Source organism: Vibrio splendidus (assembly GCF_024347615.1).
In the GTDB taxonomy this organism is placed as follows: domain Bacteria; phylum Pseudomonadota; class Gammaproteobacteria; order Enterobacterales; family Vibrionaceae; genus Vibrio; species Vibrio splendidus.
On the sequence record NZ_AP025508.1, the window covers coordinates 2,401,602 to 2,426,252 of the forward strand.

21 protein-coding genes are annotated in these 24,651 nt (G+C 43.9%); 6 read left to right on the forward strand and 15 right to left on the reverse strand.

Features of this window, described 5'->3' with window-relative positions:
- Positions 1 to 157: 157 nt before the first annotated feature.
- From OCU90_RS10690 to nrfB, 13 genes are all read right to left on the reverse strand, one after another.
- On the reverse strand, positions 158 to 1,696 hold the full coding sequence (locus tag OCU90_RS10690; RefSeq protein ID WP_061021619.1) for a L,D-transpeptidase family protein: 1,539 nt from the start codon (positions 1,694 to 1,696) through the stop codon (positions 158 to 160).
- Positions 1,697 to 1,776: 80 nt separating this feature from the next.
- On the reverse strand, positions 1,777 to 2,865 hold the full coding sequence (locus OCU90_RS10695; RefSeq protein ID WP_061021622.1) for a DUF1513 domain-containing protein: 1,089 nt from the start codon (positions 2,863 to 2,865) through the stop codon (positions 1,777 to 1,779).
- Positions 2,855 to 3,916 carry an imelysin family protein gene (locus OCU90_RS10700; protein ID WP_061021624.1) on the reverse strand — a complete coding sequence of 354 codons (1,062 nt, stop codon included), beginning with the start codon at positions 3,914 to 3,916 and terminating at the stop codon, positions 2,855 to 2,857. Before OCU90_RS10700 ends, OCU90_RS10695 begins: the two co-directional genes overlap by 11 nt.
- A 158-nt stretch (positions 3,917 to 4,074) precedes the next feature.
- Entirely contained in the window at positions 4,075 to 5,463 is a 1,389-nt protein-coding gene (locus tag OCU90_RS10705) for a di-heme oxidoreductase family protein (RefSeq protein WP_061021626.1), read from the reverse strand.
- A 112-nt stretch (positions 5,464 to 5,575) separates the two neighbouring features.
- Positions 5,576 to 6,835: an imelysin family protein gene (locus tag OCU90_RS10710; protein ID WP_017083887.1), complete on the reverse strand. Its 1,260-nt coding sequence runs from the start codon at positions 6,833 to 6,835 to the stop codon at positions 5,576 to 5,578.
- A gap of 176 nt (positions 6,836 to 7,011) precedes the next feature.
- Positions 7,012 to 7,608 carry a GTP cyclohydrolase II gene (locus tag OCU90_RS10715; protein WP_004733379.1) on the reverse strand — a complete coding sequence of 199 codons (597 nt, stop codon included), beginning with the start codon at positions 7,606 to 7,608 and terminating at the stop codon, positions 7,012 to 7,014.
- Positions 7,609 to 7,857: 249 nt separating this feature from the next.
- Positions 7,858 to 8,034 carry a hypothetical protein gene (locus tag OCU90_RS10720; RefSeq protein WP_016797523.1) on the reverse strand — a complete coding sequence of 59 codons (177 nt, stop codon included), beginning with the start codon at positions 8,032 to 8,034 and terminating at the stop codon, positions 7,858 to 7,860.
- Positions 8,035 to 8,123: 89 nt separating this feature from the next.
- Positions 8,124 to 8,564: a heme lyase NrfEFG subunit NrfF gene (nrfF, locus tag OCU90_RS10725; RefSeq protein ID WP_061021629.1), complete on the reverse strand. Its 441-nt coding sequence runs from the start codon at positions 8,562 to 8,564 to the stop codon at positions 8,124 to 8,126.
- Positions 8,561 to 9,115: a DsbE family thiol:disulfide interchange protein gene (locus OCU90_RS10730; RefSeq protein WP_004733376.1), complete on the reverse strand. Its 555-nt coding sequence runs from the start codon at positions 9,113 to 9,115 to the stop codon at positions 8,561 to 8,563. The genes nrfF and OCU90_RS10730 overlap by 4 nt, the downstream gene beginning before the upstream one ends.
- Positions 9,096 to 11,018, reverse strand: coding sequence for a heme lyase CcmF/NrfE family subunit (locus OCU90_RS10735; RefSeq protein ID WP_061021631.1), 1,923 nt, complete (start codon positions 11,016 to 11,018; stop codon positions 9,096 to 9,098). The genes OCU90_RS10730 and OCU90_RS10735 overlap by 20 nt, the downstream gene beginning before the upstream one ends.
- A 128-nt stretch (positions 11,019 to 11,146) precedes the next feature.
- Positions 11,147 to 12,121 (reverse strand): cytochrome c nitrite reductase subunit NrfD, encoded by a 975-nt coding sequence (nrfD, locus tag OCU90_RS10740; RefSeq protein WP_029222016.1) that lies wholly within the window; start codon positions 12,119 to 12,121, stop codon positions 11,147 to 11,149.
- 2 nt (positions 12,122 to 12,123) lie between these two features.
- Entirely contained in the window at positions 12,124 to 12,810 is a 687-nt protein-coding gene (nrfC, locus tag OCU90_RS10745; RefSeq protein WP_061021634.1) for a cytochrome c nitrite reductase Fe-S protein, read from the reverse strand.
- 3 nt (positions 12,811 to 12,813) lie between these two features.
- Positions 12,814 to 13,398, reverse strand: coding sequence for a cytochrome c nitrite reductase pentaheme subunit (gene nrfB / locus OCU90_RS10750; RefSeq protein ID WP_004733372.1), 585 nt, complete (start codon positions 13,396 to 13,398; stop codon positions 12,814 to 12,816).
- A gap of 481 nt (positions 13,399 to 13,879) precedes the next feature.
- On the opposite strand from nrfB, the gene nrfA reads away from it, so the two are divergent.
- Positions 13,880 to 15,310, forward strand: a complete 1,431-nt coding sequence (nrfA, locus tag OCU90_RS10755; protein ID WP_181360346.1) for an ammonia-forming nitrite reductase cytochrome c552 subunit — start codon at positions 13,880 to 13,882, stop codon at positions 15,308 to 15,310.
- Between the two features lie 126 nt (positions 15,311 to 15,436).
- Positions 15,437 to 15,781, forward strand: a complete 345-nt coding sequence (locus OCU90_RS10760; RefSeq protein ID WP_061021637.1) for a rhodanese-like domain-containing protein — start codon at positions 15,437 to 15,439, stop codon at positions 15,779 to 15,781.
- A gap of 43 nt (positions 15,782 to 15,824) precedes the next feature.
- Here the strand turns inward: OCU90_RS10760 and OCU90_RS10765 are convergent, their stop codons facing one another.
- Positions 15,825 to 16,454, reverse strand: a complete 630-nt coding sequence (locus tag OCU90_RS10765; protein ID WP_061021639.1) for a TPR domain-containing protein — start codon at positions 16,452 to 16,454, stop codon at positions 15,825 to 15,827.
- Between the two features lie 200 nt (positions 16,455 to 16,654).
- A complete protein-coding gene (gene gyrA, locus OCU90_RS10770; protein WP_004733368.1) occupies positions 16,655 to 19,342 on the reverse strand; it encodes a DNA topoisomerase (ATP-hydrolyzing) subunit A in 2,688 nt (895 codons plus the stop codon).
- A 258-nt stretch (positions 19,343 to 19,600) separates the two neighbouring features.
- On the opposite strand from gyrA, the gene ubiG reads away from it, so the two are divergent.
- From ubiG to yfaE, 4 genes are all read left to right on the forward strand, one after another.
- Positions 19,601 to 20,344 (forward strand): bifunctional 2-polyprenyl-6-hydroxyphenol methylase/3-demethylubiquinol 3-O-methyltransferase UbiG, encoded by a 744-nt coding sequence (gene ubiG / locus OCU90_RS10775; RefSeq protein ID WP_017078713.1) that lies wholly within the window; start codon positions 19,601 to 19,603, stop codon positions 20,342 to 20,344.
- A 508-nt stretch (positions 20,345 to 20,852) separates the two neighbouring features.
- Positions 20,853 to 23,135: a class 1a ribonucleoside-diphosphate reductase subunit alpha gene (gene nrdA, locus OCU90_RS10780; protein WP_004733366.1), complete on the forward strand. Its 2,283-nt coding sequence runs from the start codon at positions 20,853 to 20,855 to the stop codon at positions 23,133 to 23,135.
- Between the two features lie 101 nt (positions 23,136 to 23,236).
- The gene (nrdB, locus tag OCU90_RS10785; protein ID WP_061021641.1) at positions 23,237 to 24,370 is read left to right on the forward strand and encodes a class Ia ribonucleoside-diphosphate reductase subunit beta; all 1,134 of its coding nucleotides are present in this window, start codon (positions 23,237 to 23,239) and stop codon (positions 24,368 to 24,370) included.
- Positions 24,370 to 24,648 carry a class I ribonucleotide reductase maintenance protein YfaE gene (gene yfaE, locus OCU90_RS10790; RefSeq protein WP_004733364.1) on the forward strand — a complete coding sequence of 93 codons (279 nt, stop codon included), beginning with the start codon at positions 24,370 to 24,372 and terminating at the stop codon, positions 24,646 to 24,648. Before nrdB ends, yfaE begins: the two co-directional genes overlap by 1 nt.
- Positions 24,649 to 24,651 lie beyond the last annotated feature (3 nt).

Sequence of the window (24,651 nt, forward strand, 5' to 3'; positions counted from 1 at the left end):
CATAATGGTAATTGCTGCGTCAACGTACAAAAACCGCCCAAAAGGTTAGTATTTGTAACCTTTGCACGGTTAGTTATTGATCCACATTATAATTTTATCAATAGAAGCTTAGTTGTCATTTTTTGGTCAAGATCACCCTTATTGGCTTCATTGATAATTAACCACCCTCTTTATCATATTGATAGATGTCACCACGATATTGTATACCCCCTTCTTCAAACAATACGGTTTGATAAATGATATGTACGGGGATTCGCTTCTTGAGTCGCACCTTAGTATTAGGAGCAAGGTCATCACTTTGGTTAGGTACTTTCCTTACCTTGGTAGCAAACAACAACTCAGCCAACTCCTCTGCATGTTCAACACGTATGCAGCCGGAGCTATAAGCACGGAAGTCGTCATTAAACAGACCTTTGCTTGGCGTATCGTGCAGATAGATCGCTCGCTTGTTAGGTGTGTTGAACTTGTACAAACCTAATGCATTACGCGAGCCGGCCTGCTGACGCATTCGATATGGGAAAGAATTGAAATTGATGGTCTGCCAATCGATCTCAGTGGTGTCGACCGTCTCCATAGTGCGCCAACCGTCAATCACTTGGAAGTTGTGTGTATCTAGATAGCTTTCGTCCGCTTTCACCTTAGGCAAGATGTCTTTGACCATGATTTTCCATGGCACATTCCAAGTCGGGTTTAGGATGACCGAATCGAGGTTTATCTCTAAAAGTGGTGTTTTTCGCGACTTTCTGCCCACGACAACTTTGGACTCAAAGACCTCTTCGCCATCTTCCCAATACTTCATATCAAAACTAGGTACGTTAACGACGATGAGTGAGTCTCTGTCTCGTGGCCACAAACGCACGCGTTCCGCATTCAGAGCCAATGAAGTCAAGCGATCATCAAAGCTCATGTTGATCCATTTGATCGTATCTGGCCCGACGATCCCATCGTCTGTAAGGCCGTGCATGCGCTGAAAAGATTTAATCGCCGTTTGCAGATCTCGATCGAACTCGGGAAAATCGACCGCGATCATCGAGGTATCAACACCAACCAAGGCAATGCGCTCAACAAGAACCGTTTTATCTGAAAGCTCGTCACCCAAGCGCTTCAAACCTTTCTGTCTATATCGTTCAATATTAAGTTCAGAGGCGGTTTCTAACACCGAATAGGTTGCTTTGAATTGGTCAAAATCCCCAACAGGCGGCGCGTAAGACAACACCATCTCCAATAAGTAATCATTGGCGACGCTGCTTTTTAATCTCATCAGAATATGCGGAGAAGGCGCTGGTAATTTGGAATGCAGCTTGCCCGAGAAGTACCACTCTTTACCTGCAAGCGGCGCATTTTCAACGTAGCTCAGGTAGTAGATAAAAGTATCGGTGAGTAATATGTCCAACTCTTGCCATTGAGCATGGGATTGATAGTGACGAATTTGCTTGAGTTGTCGATCGAAGAGTGGTGCCATTTGAGCTTGTTCGAGAAGCGACAATTGAAATTCAAACGCCTTAACAAGTTCAGGTGAATCCCAAAGAATAGGCAGAGATGAGTCTTGATAAATACTCTGGGTAAGCTCTGGATAAATCAGCATAAAAGAGAGCTCTGAATCAGCCGGAATAAATCGACTCTCGTCAGAACTCGTATAGCTCCATGCGTGCACAGAAACTAGAACTAATAATCCACAGAAGTATTTCGCGAACATGCTTAACTCCATCACCAACCATCTCATAAGTATGGCAAAGAAATGGGAGTAAGCATGTTATTTTTAAGAGGCTTTATAAATCAGATTGAACTCCAATGGTTATCCCACTGGACCGATGATTGCTGAGTTGATTTCTCATAAGGCTTGCTCTGGCTTACCACACTTCCCGCCCCAGAGCTTAATCGAAACTCACCATCAAGCAGCACAGCACCAGAAGCATCAGATAATGCAGACAGTTCTACTAACTCTTTGGTTTCTTTAGACCAAATACCGTAGCAGTTGCCTCTTGGCGAAGTCGCAATAATCCAATCATCTGACGCCGCAATACTGGCGATATAGTGATTGAACCTTGCCCATTGCTCTGGCTCTGCGTTCAGTGATTCAAACTGTCCGCCTTTAGTATGCATCGCCAATAGCGAAGGATACTCATCTGGTTCACCACGATATTGCTGGCCACAAAGCACGGTTTCAGCACCATCATGGGCTAAGTGTCGAATGCTCAGCTTCTTATCCAACAATTCAACCTGATCAAGTAACACACCTTCAGGAGAAACATAACTTAAACTCGGTTGCATTGAATCCAAGTTTTTCGGTGTTCTACCATCAGTATGAACGCCACCAACGCCGATCGCGAGATTACCATCCGGCATGATGATCACTTCATGAGGCCCAATACCAAAACCGCTGAACTCTTCGACCTTACGATAGCCTTGCGCGACATCGTAAACGCCAATCACACCTTGGCTGCTGTCCGTTTTCCCTTCAGTGGCATACAGTAACTTGCCATCTAATGAGTAAACGCCATGACCATAAAAGTGACGGTTGTTACCTTTCACGACCATTTTGATCTGCTGACCGTTTTTATAGTCAAACACCATAAAATAGTCACCAGGACGACGAGCAAAAACCACCGCATGTGATGAGGTTGGGCAAATCGCGACGCCATGACCACGATCTGGGATCGGCAGTTGACTCAATGGCATTCCATATTCGTCAGCCACAACCGCTGAATATTGGCCACGCCCATTCAGCGCACAACCGATTAATTGAGGCTCACTAGATGAGCTCACAACACCAGAGCGACTAGCGCAGCCAAACGGAAGCAATGGAACAGCTGCACAACCCAGTGCAGCCTTGAGTAGCACTCTTCGCGTAGTATCAGTCACCATCGGTAGCATTAAATCCTATTACGACACCAAGCTCTATCGCCACTTCTTCATGAATGAGGTACTTCAAACGTTCTAGTTTGTTGTATTGAGTCAGCACATCTCTATAGCCCTCTTTGCTCTGCAATAACTCAAACAAGCTTGAGTCTGTAGGCCAAGTATCTAGCGTCAATGTGAACTGGTCAGCAACGCGATCAGCTAGGTCGTTTAAGCCCTTCTCTCTCAACAAGCCGTCTAGACCATTGCCATCGGCAAGGTACAAATTCTGAAGTGCTGCTACATTCGCTTTTAGTTGAGTCATCGAGGTTTGTGCACGCCATGATTCTGAGAAGTAAGGACGCGGATGACCAATTTTCGCCATCGGGCGACTCAGCTTTTTCATGCTGTAATCAAGTTGGTTGGTCAATAAAGCGATGTATTCAGACTCCCAGCGGGTCTCGTCTAGCGCTAACCAAGGGTTAACCTGCCATGCTTGTGCAATCGAAGATGACTTAATCGCTAAGTTTTCAGTAATCGCTTGTGATGATTGACAACCTAGCGCTTTGTCTTGAAGCAGTGGCGATTGTTCGTCATAAAGCGACCATTCCAACGCACCTAGCCCTTGAACGGTCACACTCTGCTGCGCGATTTCGTCTTGAGTCCAAACTTTGTTCTGCTGAGTTAACTGACGCATCTTAAGACCCGTCGTGTTCTTTTTGTCTGGCCAGAATTGAACATTCCAGCTCTCTTCAAGCGCTGCTGTTGGGCCTCTTTCTTGGCCTTGTAGTGCCATCCAGCTGTTCATGGTGAGCTGCCACTGATTTTTCAACGCATCTAGTTCTACATTGTTGGTTTGGCAATAACCCTGCATCAAGACTTCTAGCTCGTTGGCTTGCTTGGCGAATAGGACCGCAGAATCAAACTCTTGTTGATAGACACTGCGACTGATGTGGTCGGTCGTGTCTGCTTGATAAGACACACCGTTAACCTCAGATGAAGCGGCTTGCTCACCCGATGATTGGCAGCCTGCCATGATTAATACCGACAAAGGCATTAACAAAAATTTATGTGTCATGCTGTTACCTTACTTCCTAATTTTTCTTTTAATTATATGAGTTCATTAAATACGAAACGACCGCTGGCCTCGTATTCCTACAAGTTCAGCGGTGCTAAGTGATTTGATAGCGGCTTTCTTAAGTCACTAGCCGTTAACTAAACTGAATTCAACTCAGCCTATAACGAGTTTAAGAACGCCAATAGCGCTTCACGCTCGCTGCTACTCAAAGCTAAAACGTTTTGTTTCGCCATTTCTGCTTCACCGCCATGCCAAAGCACAGCTTCGATAACATTTCTCGCACGACCATCATGAAGTAAGAACGTGTGACCATTCACTTCTTTGGTATAGCCTAATCCCCATAAAGGTGTTGTGCGCCATTCTTGGCCATTCGCAAGATACTCAGGACGATTATCCGCTAAGCCTTCACCCATATCGTGCAGCAACATATCGGTATATGGGCTAATTAATTGCTTAGACAACGCAGGCAAACCTTCACGCTCTGCCGTGCGGAATTCAGCTTGGTGACAACTTTGACAACCCGCGTCTTTAAACAGCTTTTTACCCTGAACAACGACTGGATTGTCGACATTACGACGAATAGGTACCGCTAGATGCTGCGAATAAAACTCAACAAAATCTAGAATGTTGTCGCTGACTTCTGGTTTGCCACCATTTGGAAAATCATCACAGGTTGATTGCGCTGATGTGCAGTTTTCATTCGGGAATAAGCGACTCGTTAAGCCCAAATCACCGTTAAACGCCGCCGCATTTTGCTGCATTAGGTTTGGCTGTCCAGCTTTCCAACCAAAACGACCTAGAGCCATTTCGTTGGTTTGAACATCGAGAACATAGTTAGCTTTACCTGAAATACCTTGTTTGTCGGCCAATTGCTGATCAGCAAATCCAAGAATCGTTTCTTTTGAAATGCTCTCCAACAGACCAAGGCCAATCATTGGCGGCGCAACGCGCGCAGAAAACTCTGTTTTGGGGTGCATCTCGCCAAAAGCAAGATCGGTAATCTTTAGGGTTGGTTTACGCAGAGTCACGACTGTGCCGTCTTTGAATTCAACCGGAACATCTGTGTAGCTGATGTTCACTTTACCCTCTGGTTTTACACCTTGAAGCGCGAAATCTTGTAACTGGCCGCCGTAAGTCGGTTCTGGAATACCGCCATCACGAATGAAGGCTTGTCTCTGCTCTGGCGTTTCTGCTGGGATACTTAAGCGAACCAACATTGAAACCGCGTTCTCATCGCCTTTTTCAGGCGCATGACCACGACCATCTTTAATATGACAGTTTTGACAACCGTTGGTGTTGAATAGTGGGCCTAACCCATCACGCGCATCGGTTGATGAGGGTGCAGGTACCCAAGGATTTCTAAAGAAGCTGTTACCGACACTGAAATCCAAGCGTTTGCTCATTGGTAGATTGGCTGCAGGAAGAGAAAAAGCATTCGCTCCCTCTTTCTTCACAGTCGTTTTACCACCAGAGTAAGTTTCATGGGCATGTAATGGCGATAAGAAAAACAGTGCGGTTAATAGTGAGGCTGATAGATACGACTTCATACATTGCCTTGCTGTGTTTTTGATTTTAGTTTTTATTTGGGAGTAACTTTCATAAGTAACAAACAATTAAGGGCTCAATGAGAGCCCTTACATTAGTTTTGGCCTCGGGTTCTTAGAACTCGTGATCAGCCGTGTCTGGGTTAAGGCTATCAATACCAATAACACCAGCAGCACGCTCGATTGCAGCAGTTTGAGACACTAGAGCAACAATTGTTTTGTTTACTAGTGCATTACCTGCAGCGTTGTCAGCAGCAATTAGCTGATCGAAGTGCTGGTTATTTTTCTCTGCAGAAACAACAAGCTGACCAACTTGTGCACGTGCTAGATCAAACTGCTTTTGAATCTCTTTCGCAGCTTGCTCGTCTTTTTGTTCAACTAGGTCAAACAGGCTAGGGCCTGAAAGTAGAGAACCATCTTCACGCTTGTACAAGCCAGTGTATACGTTGTAGATACCTTGCTCGTTGTAGTAGTGAGAGTTGTGCGTGTTATCAGAGAAACAGTCGTGCTCATCTTCAGTAGAGTTTGCTTCTAGTGCAACCTTCATACGCTCACCCGCGAGTTCACCTAGAGACAGTGAACCCATGCCAAATAGCATTTTACGTAGGCCGTTGTCGCTAGATTCAGAAAGAAGCTCTTGACGGTAGTTACCTTTCTCGCCTTCAGCCCACTGTTTTTCCATCCATTCTAGATCTTGGATAAGAAGTTCAGCTGATGCTTTTAGGTATGCGCCACGACGGTCACAGTTACCGTTAGTACACTCAGCGCCAACAACGAAGTCAGTGTAAGCACGCTCACCTGCACCGCTGTTTGTGCCGTTTAAATCTTGACCCCAAAGTAGGAATTCAATCGCGTGGTAGCCAGACGCTACGTTTGCTTCAGAGCCACCGATCTCGTTGAGATCTGCAATTAGTTCTGGAGTAATGTTGGTTGCGTCTACCGTTGTCTGACCAATTTGGAAAGTTTTATTAGCAACGATGTTTGCGCTAGCGCCTTCGTTACCAAGCTCATATTGGTAATCAGTCGAAACGTAATCGATTAGGCCTTCATCAAGTGGCCATGCGTTCAATTGGCCTTCCCAATCGTCAACAACAACGTTACCAAAGCGGAATACTTCTGACTGTTGGTAAGGTACGCGAGACTCAAGCCAAGCTTGTTTTACTTGTTCGAAATTGCCAGCAGAAGGAGAAGCTAAGAAGGTATCAATAGAAGAGTTCAACGCTTTTGCTGTAATTACTGAATCTGCAAACACGGCATGAGCAATATCTGCGTAATGTTCTACAACTTGATCTTGAGTTACTGCAGCGAAAGAAGAAGCAGAGGCAAAAAGGAGTGACGAAGTTACGGCTTTTGTCACTAAAGATTTAATAGTCATGAAGCATCCTTGTTGAGCTTTAAATTATTATTCGTAGTAATAGTGCAAACCATTATCATTTGCACTACGGATTGGAATAATACAAACTTACAATTTTATTGCAAGATAAATACAAAAAAACCTCACATATGTGAGGTCTTTAAACATTTTTATGTTAAGCGCAACAAAGAGGCTAATCAGATATCCAGATTATGCTTACCGTGTGAGACTTTTGCCTTCAGGTAGCTTTCATTACCCGACTTAACATGAGCAGAGGTGTTCACCACTTCTTCAATCTCAATACCAAAAGATTTCAGCTCATTGATTTTCTTTGGGTTGTTAGTGACTAGGCGAATTTTTGTGGTTCCTAAAGCACGAAGCATTTCTGCCGCTTCAGTAAAATCACGCAAATCGTCACCGAAACCTAGATGGTTATTGGCTTCGTAAGTGTTCATACCTTCACTTTGCAGGCGGTATGCATCGATTTTATTGTATAAACCAATACCACGACCTTCTTGGCGTAAGTAAAGAATCACTCCACCCGTCTCACCCATAATTCTAATGGTTTCGTCTAGCTGCTCGCCACAGTCACAGCGAGAGGAATGGAAAACATCACCAGTCAGGCACTCAGAGTGCATACGAACAAGAGGTATGTCTTGTGTCTTGTCTGCTGATTTAAATATCACAGCAACATGCTCTTTATCTGTTTTCAATCCATGAAAAGAAAGAAGTTCAGCATCAATACTGCTTGTCACCCCTACTTTGAAATCTATTCTGGCACGCACTTCCGCCATAGCTATACTCACTTGAAAATTCGATGTATTTAACAACACTACATTATATGTCTAGGCAATATTTTGTAGCTAACTATCTAATGATAGACACTATGAGGCTGTTAACAATTTTTTTCAAGGTCGACCATGCACTAATTGTTATATTATAACAATAATTTTTCAGGTAACAAAAAACCCCACATTGGAATGACCAACATGGGGTTATAAATTAATCAGTTGCGGCTAAGGCTACGATTTTTTACAGAACGATCAACTTACTTGAGTTTGCTTCCAGATGACAAGCTGAACCCAAGCGTTCTCTAATTCGTTTAACTCTTCTTGAGTAAGCGTAGAAATGCTCGACTTTGCACTGTATTTTTCTGCCCATTTGTCAGATCGGACATGAGTATGGAACTCTTTCTTTAAATTTGAGATTACGTTATCCACAGATACATCCTTATATAACAGTGCTTAGCCTTTATAATCCTTTAATGTTACAAAATACAGGTCAATTGGTAAACAGTAATACATAATTTTTATGAGCTCTTTCTAACACTTTTTACTGATAAATATATAAATAAGAGAAATAATACGCTCGGAAGTAGCCAAAGTAATAAGTTTGAAACACTCATTGCTGGTTTATAGAGCACAAATTCACCGAACCTTTCCGTCATATATTGAGTAATCTCATTATTACTCTTCCCTGCTTTCACCATATTGAATACAACGAGGCGTAAGTCTTTTGCAATTGGAGAGTTCGACTCAATCAAGTTTTGATTCTGGCATTGCGGGCAACGTAGGGTTTTTGCCAATGTAATAGCGCGCTGCTGTTGTTCTGGGTTTTCAAACTCAAACAGTTCAACTTGAATACTCGTATCCTTATTACTGGCTGTAAACAGATCTTCTGCCAAAATCGGAAAACTAATAACCATAAGCGTAGACAGCACAACGAGTGCTTGTATTAAAGGCTTCATCATCCATTCGCACCATCAAAATACATCGCAAGTTCTTCTTGCCACACTGATTCGTTGATCACGCCCAGTAACTTCTTAATGATTTGGCCGTCAGCGTCGACCAGATACGTTTCAGGAGTACCGATTACGCCGAGTTCTAACGCTAGCTTACCTTGAGGATCACTGATCACCGTTGAGTACGGATTGCCATCGCTCGATAACACATTGATCGCTGCCCCGGAGTTATCTCGATAATTGAGCCCAACAATTGGAATACCTTTATCATGAAGTTTGAGCAAAAAAGCGTGCTCAGTTTTACATATACCGCACCACGAAGCCCATACATTAACCAGTTGATAAGGATGCTGAGTGACATCAGCCAACGTAATTTCCTGTTTACTACTGATGCCTTCACTATTCGCTAACGCAGTAGATATGAATTCTGGGAATGCCCTTTTTTGCTCCGACACAATCGTCGATTGCTGCTTATTATTGAGCGCAAAGGCAAAACCCAACACCACCATTAATGCCAAGATAATTAACGTGATGAGCTTGTTACGAACGCTGGTATGCATACTGTGACGCCTTAACGGTTTTCTTTTTACGATGAGTCAATGAGAGTAAAGCGCCAAGAATGGAGAACAACCCACCAAACCAGATCCAGCGTGCATACGCCTTGTACTGCACTCGAAATGCATAAGCGGTGGAATCGACTTTCTCGCCCATGGTGATATAAACATCGCCATGCCAGAACCACTTCATTGCAGGCTCACTCATATTCATGACTCGAACTTGGTAGTGTCTTCTTTCTGGCGCTATGGTAAAGCTTTTATCGCCGGCATCTAAGTTTAGTATCGCCTTCTCTGCGGTAAAATTTGAGGCGACATAAAGCTCAGTATCACGATGAGAAAGCGTCCAATCCATGAACTCGACTTGTGCGCCCGGGCTTAGTTTATAGCTGCGCTCAAATGAGTGATAGCTATTCATTGCAGCACCTACAGCGAGTACTGCAACCCCGACATGAGCAAAGGTCATCACCCAGACTTTGCGTTGGAACTTGGAGCTGCGCGTCACCACCAAGCCATAAACATGAGTGAGTAAAACCCAAAACGCGAGTGACCATGTCATCAGAGCCATCACTTGTGCTTGCGCCTGTTCTACTTGCCAAGAATAACAAGCATAACCAAGTACCAATGACGCCACAGCTAGCGATGAAATAACACCTTTAGTCGCTTGAGGTTTAATGCTCAGCAAAGGGGCTAAGCCGACGACGGCTAACGCAAGCAAAGCCAAAGGAGCAATCAACAGATTAAAGTAAGGCGCACCTACCGATATGTTCCCCAACCCAAGCAGTTCAAAGACCATTGGATAAAACGTACCAAACACCACAACAGCGGTCGCCAGGACAAAAATGAGCACCGCGACTAGGCTTAAAAAGCTCTTACTGGCGAAGCTAGTAATCGGGTTAGATTCAAAAGACTCTCCTCTGATGATAAGCAGAGAAAATGAGCTCACCAGTACCAACACTAATATAAGTAGCAGTGCGATACCTTTGGTTGGGTCAACAGCAAAAGCATGCACCGACGTTAATACGCCAGAACGAACAATAAAGGTGCCTAAGATACTCAAACAAAACGTAATGAAAGCAAGGCTGAAAGACCACTTCAGAAGCTGTTGTTTGCCCTTGGCAACGCCTAAGCTGTGCAGTAAAGCTGTTGAAGTAAGCCACGGCAACAAGCTGGCATTTTCAACAGGATCCCAGAACCACCAGCCGCCCCAGCCTAATTCGTAATACGCCCACCAAGAGCCAAGAATGATCCCTGCAGTTAAAAAGATCCAAGCGACTAGACACCAACTGCGACAATGAGCAACCCAATCAAATTCAATTGGATCAACCAGCAAAGCGGCAACTGCAAATGCCAGCACCACAGAAAAGCCGACATAGCCAAGGTAAAGTAATGGCGGGTGAAAGATCAGACCGACATCTTGCAACATTGGGTTAAGGTCACGCCCTTCTAGCGGCAAGATCGAGTTCATTTCAAACGGATTTGATGCGAATAACGTGAACCAAGCAAATATCGCGAGCAGTAGGTTCATCACCCACAGCACTCGGCTTTGGTATTCATTCGAATAGTGTTTTTGTAAGGCGATCACGCCAGACCAGACGCTGATCGTCAGCACCCAAAATAACAAGGAACCTTCATGGCCAGCCCATACGGCTGCTAGCTTAAAAAATGAGGGTAATTGAGTATTTGAATGTTCAGCGACATAGAGAATAGAGAAGTCATCACTGACAAAAGCATAGCCAAGCAATGTGACAGAAGTGAGAGAAAACAATGCACTTGAAAGAGAGAAACTGCGGATTAAACTTATATTTTGCGTCCGTTTGTTTAGCATTTGATAAAACGAATGCACACCAATAATGCTACTGAGTACAGCAACCAACACTAAACTAAACAGCCCCAAAGAACCGACCATATCACCTCAATAAGGCTCCGCTTGAGCAGAGCCGATCTGAACACGCATCTCATGTTTATTTAAAGCATGTTCATTAATAAGCAGATATTTAGTATCCAACATCTGCTCACTAATAAACTTGAGCAAAATTAAGCTATCGTTAACTGTCCTGCATAAAGGACAAAAGTTCGCAGCATTAATACACCCATCAGACTTAGCGAAGTCACGGAAAAAATATACACCGAGCTATGGCGAATTGAAGTTGGTGTAACGGCATTCAGCAACAACGGTAAAACCATGCCAACACCGATGACGCCATACCAGAACCAACTCGCCCAGAAACCACTGCCTATTGCGTTCCATACTGCTTGCTCACTTTGACCACCAGCGAAGATCAGCCCAGTAAAGAAAGTAATTAGAACAAACAATTCAAACATCACGACTGGACGTTCGAATCCGTGAATCCATGAAATAGTCGGGCTATGAGGTGATTCTTTAAAGACCAGCACACCAAATAAAATACACGCCGCCGCACCCGAAGATAAACTCGAGAACAAGAACAAAATCGGCAGTACTGGGTTATTCAATAGTGGGAAAGTATTTAAAGCTGACAGCAAGAATCCGGTATAAGCGGCAAGCATCAGAGCAAGAACAGCTAAGAATATTTCCAGAGCATTCTCAAACACTTCTAATTTGCCAATCCAATTACCGACAAAATCAAGTCGCCCTTTTAGCCATGCTTGATCATTCAAGAACACGACTATTTGATCTCTAAATATAATGCCGATCCAAAGGAATAAGATCACCATATAGACTTGGAATAAGATCACACCCATCGACATCACAGACGTTGGATTATAGAAGATCATGATCTTCCAAAAGGATAACGGTTTTGTCAGGTGGAAAACCAAGATAAGCAGACCTGAAATGATCCCAAATGGCGCAAGAAAAGCCGTGGCCTTTAACACACCATTATGAGCAGGATCGCCTTCAATGACCTTACGTTTTAGGTAAATGGAGATCATTACGGCACCCGCCGACATCCCCGCGAGAAATAGATAGATTGCTATAATCCAGTCCCATACCACGGTACCAGACTGAAAAGCTGCGTCCCATGCACTCATAATCAAATCTCCCCTTTTTGGTGTGGCACTTTATAGAGTTTTGGCTGAGTACCTAGATAAGCTTTATCTCTGTAAACCACCTCAGATTGAAGCACCTGGTTTATCTCACTCTCAGGGTCATTTAGATCGCCAAAGACCAGCGCATTGGTCGGGCAAGATTCGACACAAGCAGGCAACTTCCCTTGTGCTAGATTGGTATCACGACAGAAGTTACATTTATCGGCTGACTTGTTCTCAGGATGGAAAAAGCGCACTTGATATGGACACGCTAACAAACAGTAACCACAACCGACACACTTCTCTTTGTGGACATCAACAATGCCCGTTTTTTCATCTTTGTAGGCAGCACCTGTTGGACAAACCATGACACAGGGTGCGTTATCACAATGTTGGCAAGAGTTACGAGTAAAACGGTAATCAACATTTGGATATTCGCCTTGGGGTTCGCTCTTAATAATTTCTAAGCGCGACACGCCTTCAGGTACTTTATTCACTTCACGACATGCTTCTGTACAAGCAGTACAGCCAATACACGCGGTTTCGTCATGAATCATTCCATAACGTTTAGCACCATCTTCTTGAACATTGGCCAACGTTTTACGACTTGTCACCGCCGCAGTTCCCGCTACACCCGTGGTAAAAATAACGGCACCAGCGCCTGCTAAAAAGTTTCTTCTTGAGCAGCTCATAGATTACTCCTCTTCTTTCTTCTGGTTGAAGTCTGAATGGCAATCCACACACAGCTTGATGGTTTGCTTCTTATCTAAGCCCAACACCTTTGCTTCAGTCGCATGAACATCATGGCAGTTTGAACACGTTAAGTTTTGCGCGTGAACATCGTGAGTCCAACTCGCTTCACGCAGATCATCAGGCTTGTGACAATCGATACATTGGCTATTGGCATCTAAAATTAAGCTAGGGTCTAGGAAAACCTTTTCAGTTCCCGGTTGTGATTGAGCCTCGCGATACTTCACCACTTCAGGCGCACCTTCACGGTGATCGGGGCTAATAGAACTATGACAGTCGGTACAATTTACTTCGCGGCCAAGCAAAGCGTGTGCACTTTCACCATGTGAACCCAATACCGTTTCTTTTGAATCTTTATGGCATTGAACACACTTGTAGTCTTTGTCGCGGATTAATTCGACTTCATGTCTTGTTGATTCTCCTACTGGCGTAACAGCAGGCTCAGCAACAGCATGAATGGAATAACCATAGAGGCAGAATGCTAGAAGGGATTTAAGCATTATGACTATGGCCAATTTAATATTGCCCATTTTATCCTTTCCTTATACCGGCATTATTTAACTCTCAACTAAATAATATTCCGGTTAAACAAAAGTACCCTTAAACGATATTATTACCGCTTAAATGATATCAATTCTTATTTTGGATAAGCCACAACGCTTTCTATAGTTAGAATATACCTCTAATTGGGTAATACGAAATTTGGATGGGTTAATCTGTGAACGAAATCACCCTATTTATATCATGGTCAATTTAGGTAATTGATTGTTATATATGATAATAATTCTCAATTAAATTTTAATAACACTGCCCACCAATACCCCTTTAGGGGTATATAAACTTCAACGTGATTGAAGTCACTACCATTAATTGATCTAAGACAAGCTATATCCAACACGTAACAAAATGTGTTTGTTTATGAATTAATATAAACAGGAATTCTCCAGTTCTTAATTTGAATAGCAAACTCACAACGCTTGGTATAAGAATCAGTATATTGGAGATATCACTGTGAAAAAGCATTGGATACGTAATTCGGTCACAGCACTATTAATGGTTAGCGCATCACTAGCAAGCGCGACCAGTTTTGCTGCGTCTGAACAAAAAGAAATTGGCGATCCTCGTAACGACCAGTTCGAGCAAAACCACCCAGATCAATATCATTCATGGAGACAGACTTCAGAAAGCGAAGTTATTGAAGACGCACTAAAAGAAGATCCAAACATGGTTATCATGTGGGCTGGCTACGGCTTCGCAAAAGATTACAACAAGGCACGTGGTCACTTTTATGCGATTGACGATGTACGACAAACGCTTCGTACTGGCGGCCCAACAGACGAAAGCTCAGGCCCAATGCCAATGGCATGTTGGAGCTGTAAGAGCCCAGACGTAGCACGTGTTATTGAAGAACGTGGCGAAGATGGTTACTTCGAAGGCAAGTGGGCGCGTCTTGGCAACGAGATCATTAACCCTATTGGCTGTTCAGACTGTCACGATACCAAAAGCGAAGGCTTTAAAAATGGTGAACCAGCACTTAAGGTGACTCGTCCTTACGTTGAACGTGCATTTGAAACGATTGGTAAAAAGTTTGATGAACAAAGCCGCTTAGACCAACAAGCGTCTGTTTGTGCTCAGTGCCACGTGGAATACTACTTCACAGGGCCAACCAAAGGTGTGAAATTCCCTTGGGACCAAGGTACAACCGTTGGTGACATGGAACGCTACTATGATGCAATCAACTTTAAAGATTGGACGCATAAAGTATCGAAAGCACCCATGCTGAAAGCACAGCATCCAGGTTTTGAAACATGGCGCGAAGGCATCCATGGTAAGAACAAAGTCGTTTGTGCTGACTGTCATATGCCGAAAGTGACCAAAGAAGATGGCACTGTTTATACCGACCATAAAGTAGGTAACCCATTCGACCGCTTCGAAGATACGTGTGCAAACTGTCACACTCAATCGAAAGAAACCATGCGTAACATCGTTTCAAGCCGCAAAGCGCAAGTACTGAACATGAAGCTGACAGCAGAGAAACAAATCGTTGCTGCTCACTTTGAAGCAGGTGCGGCATGGGATGCAGGTGCAACTGAACAAGAGATGGAACCTATCCTACTCGATATCCGTCACGCTCAATGGCGTTGGGACTACGCTATTGCGTCTCACGGCATTCATATGCATGCACCTGAAATCGCTCTAGAAGTGCTAGGTACTGCCGTTGACCGCGCAGCGGATGCTCGAACTAAGATTGTTCGTCTACTGGCGAAGAAAGGCATCACCGATCCAATCGAGATTCCAGATATCTCGACAAAAGAAGCGGCTCAAAAAGCGCTTGGAATGGACATGGATAAGATGAACGCTGAGAAACAACACTTCTTAGACACGGTTGTTCCTAAATGGGAAGAGCAAGCTGAAAAGCGTGAAGCCAACTACGAATACTAGTTTCTTCAATTAGACCATTACGTAAAAACCAGTCACACTATTATTGTGTGGCTGGTTTTTTTAGGTTTTGGGGAAGACACATCACTATCGAACCCCCGATCCACTCGCCAATTCAAGGAATAAACAATGAAAATCTTACTTTCGCTTTCGGCATTATGTATTGCACTACTCAGTTCAGGCGTTCACGCATCTGAGCGTGCTGAGACAGGGTGGGAATTAATAGAGAAAGGCGCATTAGTGGTTGATGTCAGAACACCTGCAGAGTTCGAACAAGGGCATCTAGACAACGCCATCAACTACCCTCTTTCTGAAGTGGCTACTCACTTTGCTAAGATAAATAAAGACCAACCCATTGTGTTGTATTGCCGCAGTGGCAATCGTTCAGGGCAAGCCTATCAATTCTTGCGTGCTCAAGGGTTTACTCGAATCCATAACGCAGGTGGCTTAATCGAAATGCAAGAAAGCCAATAACTTGAGAGATTAATGGCTTTAGAGGCTAATCAGGAAGAGCAGCCTAGCGGATCATCTGTTTGGCTTGGTTGATCGAATGGATAATAGAGACACGATCAATGCCCTTTTGATTGGAATCGAGAATTTGAGTCCACGCATCAATCGCTTGTTGATAGCGCATGCTGATGAAGTGATCGGTCGCAATCAACATCAATGCCGTACGATCATTGGGATCAAGCTGCATTGAGTGCTCCAGCAACGCATTCACGTCATCGCTCATAGCTTGAGAACTAAGATAGTAAAGTGCCGTTGCTTTGGCTGCATAGAGGCCAGAAGGTGCTTGAGGGTCTAATCGAATCGCGTAGTCGTAACAGGTAAACGCAGCATCAAACTCCCCTTTCTGCATATACACACCACCAAGCTTAAACCACAAATCGGATTGATTCGGGTCTTGCTCAAGGCTTTGCTGAAGTTCATCTTCGAAATCTGTCGCCGTGTAGTTATTGTTATCATCCAAAGGAAGTTGAGGTAACTCTTGTTTCAGTTGAGACCAGACCAGCACACTCAAAGCCACAGCAGTAAGTGAAATCATCACATTGCCTTTTAGATGACTGCCATTGTTGTTCGCGGCAATAACGACCACAATCAAAAACAGGCTCATTAGTACCAACGCAACCAACAACCAGATATCCATTCCACACTCCTTTTTTATTCCCCTCTACTCTATCGTTTTCATCTCATCGCTATATTGATCAAGGTTTAGCTATCGATATTTTGACGATCACAGTTCAACGATAAAGTCAGAGCAAGCTCCGCACATAACAGGCAATAAAAAACCGAGCACTTAGGCTCGGTTTTTTCATTGGTAAGCTAAATTACTTAACGTAATAGAGATTACTCAGTGTCTTGCTCGCTATCACTTTCAGAGTCAGAAGCATCTGATGCTTGCTCTTCACTTGATTCAGAAACGACCGTTCCTTCTGCATTAACTGTTTCTGCGTTTACTGCGTCAGCATTTGCTTCTTCAGTTTCTTCGCCTTCAACAATCTCAGCTTCTTCTACTTCGTCGATACGTTGTAGACCTACAACATTCTCGTCTTCAGCAGTACGAATCAGTGTCACACCTTGAGTGTTACGACCAACTTGGCTTACTTCCGCTACGCGAGTACGTACTAGTGTACCTGCGTCGGTGATCATCATCATTTCATCGCCTTCTTCAACCTGAACAGCACCAACAACTGGGCCATTACGATCAGAGACTTTGATAGATACTACACCTTGCGTTGCACGGCCTTTCGTTGGGTATTCAGCCAACTCAGTACGCTTACCGTAACCGTTTTGAGTCACAGTTAGGATATCGCCTTCGTTTGAAGGAACAATCAGTGAAACCACTTGATCGTCTTCTGGGAGCTTCATACCACGAACACCAGAGGCAGTACGACCCATTGGACGTACTTTGTCCTCGTTAAAGCGAACAACTTTGCCCGATTTAGAGAACAGCATGATGTCGCTATTACCATCAGTAATATCAACGCCAATCAGTGAATCATCGTCGCGTAGGTTAACTGCGATTAGGCCGTTAGCACGTACGTTTGCGAATTGATCCAGTGATGTCTTCTTAACTGTACCGTCGCCTGTTGCCATGAAGATGAATTTCTCGTTTGAGAATTCAGAAACAGGCAGGATAGCCGTAATACGCTCACCTTCTTCTAGAGGAAGAATGTTAACGATAGGCTTACCACGAGCTGTACGGCTCGCTTGCGGCAATTGGTAAACTTTCAGGCGGTACGTTTTACCACGAGTAGAGAAACATAAGATGTTATCGTGAGTATTAGCAACAAGCAGACGCTCAATGTAATCCTCATCTTTCATCTTAGTTGCACTCTTACCTTTACCACCACGACGCTGAGCTTCGTAGTCGCTTAGGATTTGGTACTTAACGTAACCTGCGTTAGAAAGCGTTACTACAACGTCTTCTTGAGCGATTAGCTCTTCCATGTCGATGTCATGAACCGCTGCTGTGATTTCTGTACGACGCTCGTCGCCATAGATATCACGTACCGCTTCAAGTTCTTCACGGATCACTTCCATCAAACGCTCAGTGCTTGCAAGGATATGCATTAGCTCAGCGATCTCTTCTAGAAGTGCTTTGTATTCGTCTAGAATCTTCTCGTGCTCAAGGCCAGTTAGGCGGTGAAGGCGAAGTTCTAGAATAGCTTGCGCTTGAGTTTCCGTTAGGAAGTATTGACCATCACGGATACCGTATTGGTCTTCAAGCCAATCTGGACGAGCTGCATCAGTACCAGCACGTTCAAGCATTGATGCAACGTTACCAAGATCCCAACCACGAGATACTAGACCAACTTTAGCTTCTGCTGGTGTTGGTGCGTTCTTGATCAGTTCAATGATTTCATCAATGTTTGCAAGCGCTAAAGATAGAGCTTCCAAGATATGTGCACGGTCGCGTGCTTTCTTCAATTCGAAGATAGTACGACGTGTCACAACTTCACGACGGTGATCAACAAAACACTTCAACATATCTTTAATGTTGAAAAGTTGTGGTTGGCCGTTGTTCAGAGCAACCATGTTGATGCCGAAAGTCGTTTGCAGTTGAGTCTGTGAGTAAAGGTTGTTTAGTACAACTTCACCGACAGCATCACGCTTACATTCAATAACAATACGCATACCATCTTTATCAGATTCGTCACGCAGTGCACTGATGCCTTCAACTTTCTTGTCTTTTACAAGTTCTGCAATCTTCTCGATCAGACGAGCTTTGTTCACTTGATATGGAATTTCAGTAACGATAATAGTTTCTTTACCGTTCTTTTCCATTTCAATGTTCGCTCGTGAGCGCATGTAAACTTTGCCACGACCAGTCTTATATGCATCAACAATGCCCTTACGGCCACTGATTAATGCTGCTGTCGGGAAGTCTGGACCCGGGATGTAGTCCATTAGCTCATCAATAGTGATGTCTTCATTATTGATAAATGCTAAACAGCCATCAACAACTTCGCCAAGGTTATGTGGCGGGATGTTGGTAGCCATACCTACTGCGATACCAGAAGCACCGTTAACCAATAGGTTTGGTATTTTTGTTGGTAAAACTGCTGGTATTTGCTCGGTTCCATCATAGTTAGGAACGAAGTCAACCGTATCTTTATCAAGATCCGTTAATAGCTCACCAGCTATTTTTGACATACGAACTTCGGTATAACGCATTGCCGCAGCTGAATCGCCGTCAACCGAACCAAAGTTACCTTGGCCATCGACTAACATATAGCGTAGTGAAAACGGCTGAGCCATACGAACAATTGACTCGTATACCGCACTATCACCGTGTGGGTGATATTTACCGATTACATCGCCTACTACACGAGCAGACTTTTTATATGCTTTGTTCCAATCATTACCTAGTACATTCATCGCGAACAAAACGCGGCGGTGTACTGGTTTTAGGCCATCACGCACATCTGGAAGGGCACGACCAACGATGACGGACATCGCGTAGTCTAGGTATGAACCTCTAAGCTCATCTTCAATATTTACGGGCGTGATCTCTTTCGCTAGATCGCTCATAGAGCCATTTTCCCTCTATAGTCAGATCGTATTTTTGAATACGTATAAGACCGAAAAATATAACACAAATTTACCTACGGAGGCATCACTTTCCCTCTCCTTTTACCATCTTGTGACCCTTGTAGCCAATCTATTGATGAGAAATTGCACCTCAGCGTCATATCTTGCTGAAACATGGTCACTTTACACCCAATAAACTAGCAAAGTTGTAGATCTTCTGGTCAGCAGGAAAAGGCAAGTTATAATGCCTGCAATTTCATGGATGCATTATTTAACTTGGAAATGCCGATTATGACTAAATCACAGAACGTAGACCCAGCAGAAATCAAAAAATTCGAAGACATGGCGTCACGCTGGTGGGATCTAGAAGGCGAGTTTAAGCCACTACATCAAATCAATCCGTTGCGCTTAAATTACGTGCTAGAGAAAACCGAAGGCCTTTTTGGTAAGAAAGTTCTCGATGTTGGCTGCGGCGGCGGTATTCTGGCTGAAAGCATGGCTGTAGAGGGTGCGGTAGTCACCGGACTAGATATGGGTAAAGAACCGCTAGAAGTCGCTCGTCTGCACGCATTAGAAACTGGCACCAAGCTCGATTACATCCAAAGCACCATTGAAGACCATGCAGAGCAAAACCCACACACTTACGATGTGGTGACGTGCATGGAAATGCTAGAGCACGTTCCTGACCCACAATCAGTTATCTCGGCTTGTTCAAAATTAGTGAAACCGGGCGGCCATGTGTTCTTCTCAACATTGAACCGTAACTTTAAGTCTTACCTGTTCGCTATTGTTGGTGCAGAGAAGTTACTTAAGATTGTGCCAGAAGGTACTCACGACCACGAAAAGTTCATTCGCCCTGCTGAGCTTATCAAAATGGTTGATAACACTCCGCTTCAAGAACTAGGGATTACAGGACTGCACTATAACCCGTTAACGAACACCTACCGTTTAGGCCAAAAAGTCGATGTGAACTACATCGTTCACACTCAAAACTTGGGCTAAAAAATATCGGTAGCCCTACCGTAAAATATTTTGTAAAAAAGACGAATGAAAAGAGTTGCAATTACCATAAGTTTGCGACTTTTTTCAGTCTAAATTTCGTGCGCTAGCTTCCATTTTGACCACCTCGATTTAAATTTAATCGTCCAAAATCCATTGCCTATTTTACCCAAAGATCAAGGGATTTTTTTTTATGGGCGTGCAAAAATAAAGCATCCTTAAAAGGCGACTTTTGTACAATCAAGTCACGTCTAACGTCATCAGTTAGTGGTCACTTACAGTTTTTTTTCAATCCACCACTTATCCACAAGCAACCCAATTTCTTTACCTTGAAAAATATCAGTTGTAGCACTATCTTGTAACCCAACAAACAAATGACCCCTATATGTTGTGTTTGAACTACAATATATGGGTAGACCAAGATCACAAAGCCGAAACGTAATTTACAAAAATTACACAGAAATACACAAAAACACGGCCTTGTTCAGTTTTGTTAGGGAAATTAAGCAGAATGAACCAACAACTTACTGTTACCAAGCGTAACGGGCGCAAAGAAACGATCGATTTAGAGAAAATCCATCGAGTGATCACATGGGCAGCTGAAGGCTTGCACAATGTTTCTGTATCACAAGTAGAATTGAAAGCTCACATTCAGTTTTACGATGGCATTACCACGACTGACATTCATGAGACAATCATCAAGTCAGCAGCGGATTTAATCTCTGAAGAGACTCCTGATTACCAATATCTAGCCGCACGTCTGTCAGTGTTCCACCTACGTAAAAAAGCGTACGGTGAATACGAGCCGCCTGCACTTTATGACCACGTTGCAAAACTGGTTGATATGGGTAAATACGATAGCCACTTAATGGAAGACTACACGAAAGCTGAATTCGAAGAGCTTGACGCGTACATCGACCACAAGCGTGACTTAAACTTTTCTTACGCGGCGGTTAAGCAGCTTGAAGGTAAATACTTCGTACAGAACCGTGTAACAAAAGAAATCTACGAGAGTGCTCAGTTCCTTTACATTTTAGTTGCTGCGTGTTTATTCGGTAAATACCCGAAATCGACTCGTCTTGACTATATCAAACGTTTTTACGACGCCTCGTCTACGTTTAAGATTTCTCTGCCTACACCAATTATGTCTGGTGTACGTACGCCTACTCGTCAATTCAGTTCATGTGTACTGATTGAGTGTGGTGACAGCCTTGATTCTATCAACGCAACAGCAAGCTCTATTGTTCGTTACGTATCTCAACGTGCTGGTATTGGTATCAACGCAGGTCGTATCCGTGCGCTTGGTTCTGAAATCCGTAATGGTGAAGCGTTCCACACTGGCTGTATCCCTTTCTACAAATACTTCCAAACAGCTGTTAAATGTTGTTCTCAAGGTGGTGTTCGTGGCGGCGCAGCAACGGTGTTCTACCCACTATGGCACGGTGAAGTTCAGTCTCTATTAGTACTGAAAAACAACCGCGGCGTTGAAGAGAACCGTGTTCGTCACATGGATTACGGCGTTCAGCTGAACAAGCTTATGTACTCTCGTCTTGTTCAAGGTGGCAACATCAGCCTGTTCTCACCTTCTGACGTACCTGGCCTTTACGATGCATTCTTCGAAAACCAAGAGCGTTTTGAAGCACTTTACGTGAAGTACGAAAACGATCCTTCAGTGAAGCGTGAAACGGTTAAAGCCGTTGAGCTATTCTCTCTGCTAATGCAAGAGCGTGCTTCTACTGGTCGTATCTACATTCAGAACGTTGACCACTGTAATACACACAGCCCGTTTGATTCTGAAGTAGCACCTGTTCGCCAATCGAACCTATGTTTAGAAATCGCGCTACCAACTAAGCCGCTTTCTAACGTAGAAGATGACGAAGGTGAGATTGCACTGTGTACGCTTTCGGCGTTTAACCTAGGCGCAATCAACGAGCTAGACGATCTGGCTGAACTTTCTGAATTGGTTGTTCGTGCTCTAGATGCACTACTGGATTACCAAGATTACCCGCTTCCAGCAGCACGTAAGTCGACAATGAACCGTCGTACTCTAGGTGTGGGTGTAATCAACTACGCATACTACCTAGCGAAGAATGGTGTTAAGTACTCTGATGGCAGCGCAAATGGCCTGACTCACCGTACTTTTGAAGCAATTCAATACCACTTGCTAAAAGCGTCTGTTGAACTAGCGAAAGAGCAAGGCCGTTGCCCATCTTTCCACGAGACCAACTACGCGAAAGGCCTACTGCCAATCGATACTTACAAAAAAGATATCGACTTAGTATGTGAAGAGCCGCTGCACTACGATTGGGACACGCTACGTGAAGAGATAATGGAGCACGGTCTGCGTAACTCTACGCTAACAGCGCTTATGCCTTCTGAGACTTCTTCTCAAATCTCGAACGCGACTAACGGTATCGAGCCACCACGTGGTTATGTATCAGTTAAAGCATCGAAAGACGGCATCCTGAAGCAAGTTGTTCCAGATTTCCTAAATCTTAAAGACAACTACGAGCTACTTTGGAACATTGGTACTAACGACGGTTACCTGCACTTAGTGGGTATCATGCAAAAATTCGTTGACCAAGCTATCTCTGCAAACACTAACTATGATCCAAGTGTTTACGACAGCGGTAAGGTACCAATGAAGCAGCTGCTTAAAGACTTGCTAACGGCGTACAAGTACGGTGTTAAGACGCTTTACTACCATAACACTCGTGATGGTGCTAAAGACGACCAAGGCGATGCAGTTCAAGTGCCGGAAGAAGATTGTGAAGGCGGCGGTTGTAAGATCTAAACCGCAATAAACATTAAGACCCCAGAGAAGTTATCTTCTCTGGGTTTAAAGCATTAACAGGGTCCGTTTTATTGCGGGTCTTTAAAGGATTTGAGGCATTTATGGCTTACAGTACTTTTTCTCAACAAAAAAATGACCAACTAAAAGAACCAATGTTCTTGGGTCAGTCGGTAAACGTTGCACGTTACGACCAACAGAAATTCGAAATCTTCGAAAAGTTGATCGAAAAGCAGCTTTCTTTCTTCTGGCGTCCAGAAGAAGTAGACGTGTCTAGCGACCGTATCGACTACAACAAGCTTCCTGAGCATGAAAAGCACATCTTCATCTCTAACCTGAAGTACCAAACACTTCTAGATTCAATCCAAGGCCGCAGCCCTAACGTTGCCCTACTTCCTTTGGTATCACTGCCAGAAGTTGAAACTTGGATTGAGACTTGGTCATTCTCTGAAACGATTCACTCTCGTTCATACACGCACATCATCCGTAACATCGTGAATGATCCAGGCGTAGTATTTGACGACATCGTTGAAAACGAAGAGATCCTGAAACGTGCGAAAGACATCGCGTTTTACTACGATGATTTGATCAAGCTGACGGCTGACTACCACCGCTACGGTGAAGGCAACCACAACATCAACGGCGAAGACGTTAAGATTTCACTTCACGACCTGAAGAAGAAGCTTTACGTATGTCTAATGTCTGTAAATGCACTGGAAGCGATTCGTTTCTACGTAAGTTTCGCATGTTCATTCGCATTCACTGAGCGTGAGTTAATGGAAGGTAACGCGAAGATCATCAAGCTAATCGCTCGTGATGAAGCACTTCACCTTACTGGTACACAGCACATGATCAACTTGCTACGTAATGGCCAAGATGACTTCGAATTCATGCAGATCGCTGAAGAGTGTAAGCAAGAGTGTTTCGACCTATTCAAAGAAGCGGCTGAGCAAGAAAAAGAGTGGGCAGAATACCTATTCAAAGATGGTTCTATGATTGGTCTAAACAAAGACATTCTTTGCCAATACGTTGAGTACATCACTAACATCCGTATGCAGGCTGTTGGTCTAGGTACCGCTTACCCAGAAGCAACGTCGAACCCAATTCCATGGATCAACGCTTGGTTGTCTTCAGATAACGTTCAAGTTGCTCCACAAGAAGCTGAAATCAGTTCTTACCTAGTTGGCCAAATCGACAACGAAGTAAAAGCTGACGACTTTGAAGGGTTTGAGCTGTAATGCCAACAATCAAAATCAACAAGCTGACTTCTATTGAATCTAACCCTTCAAATACTCTATTGGAAACAATGGAACAAGCAGGGTTAGAGCCAGAATACAACTGTCGAGATGGCCACTGCGGCGCTTGCCGCTGTACGTTGGATTCTGGTGAAGTCGAGTACGTTGGTTTTGCTATGGCTTATACGCAAGCCAATGAAATTTTGCCATGCATCTGCAAAGCAAAAACGGAGTTATCGCTGAGTAACGTTATTCATAGAAGCAAGCAAAAACGGGCATAAGCC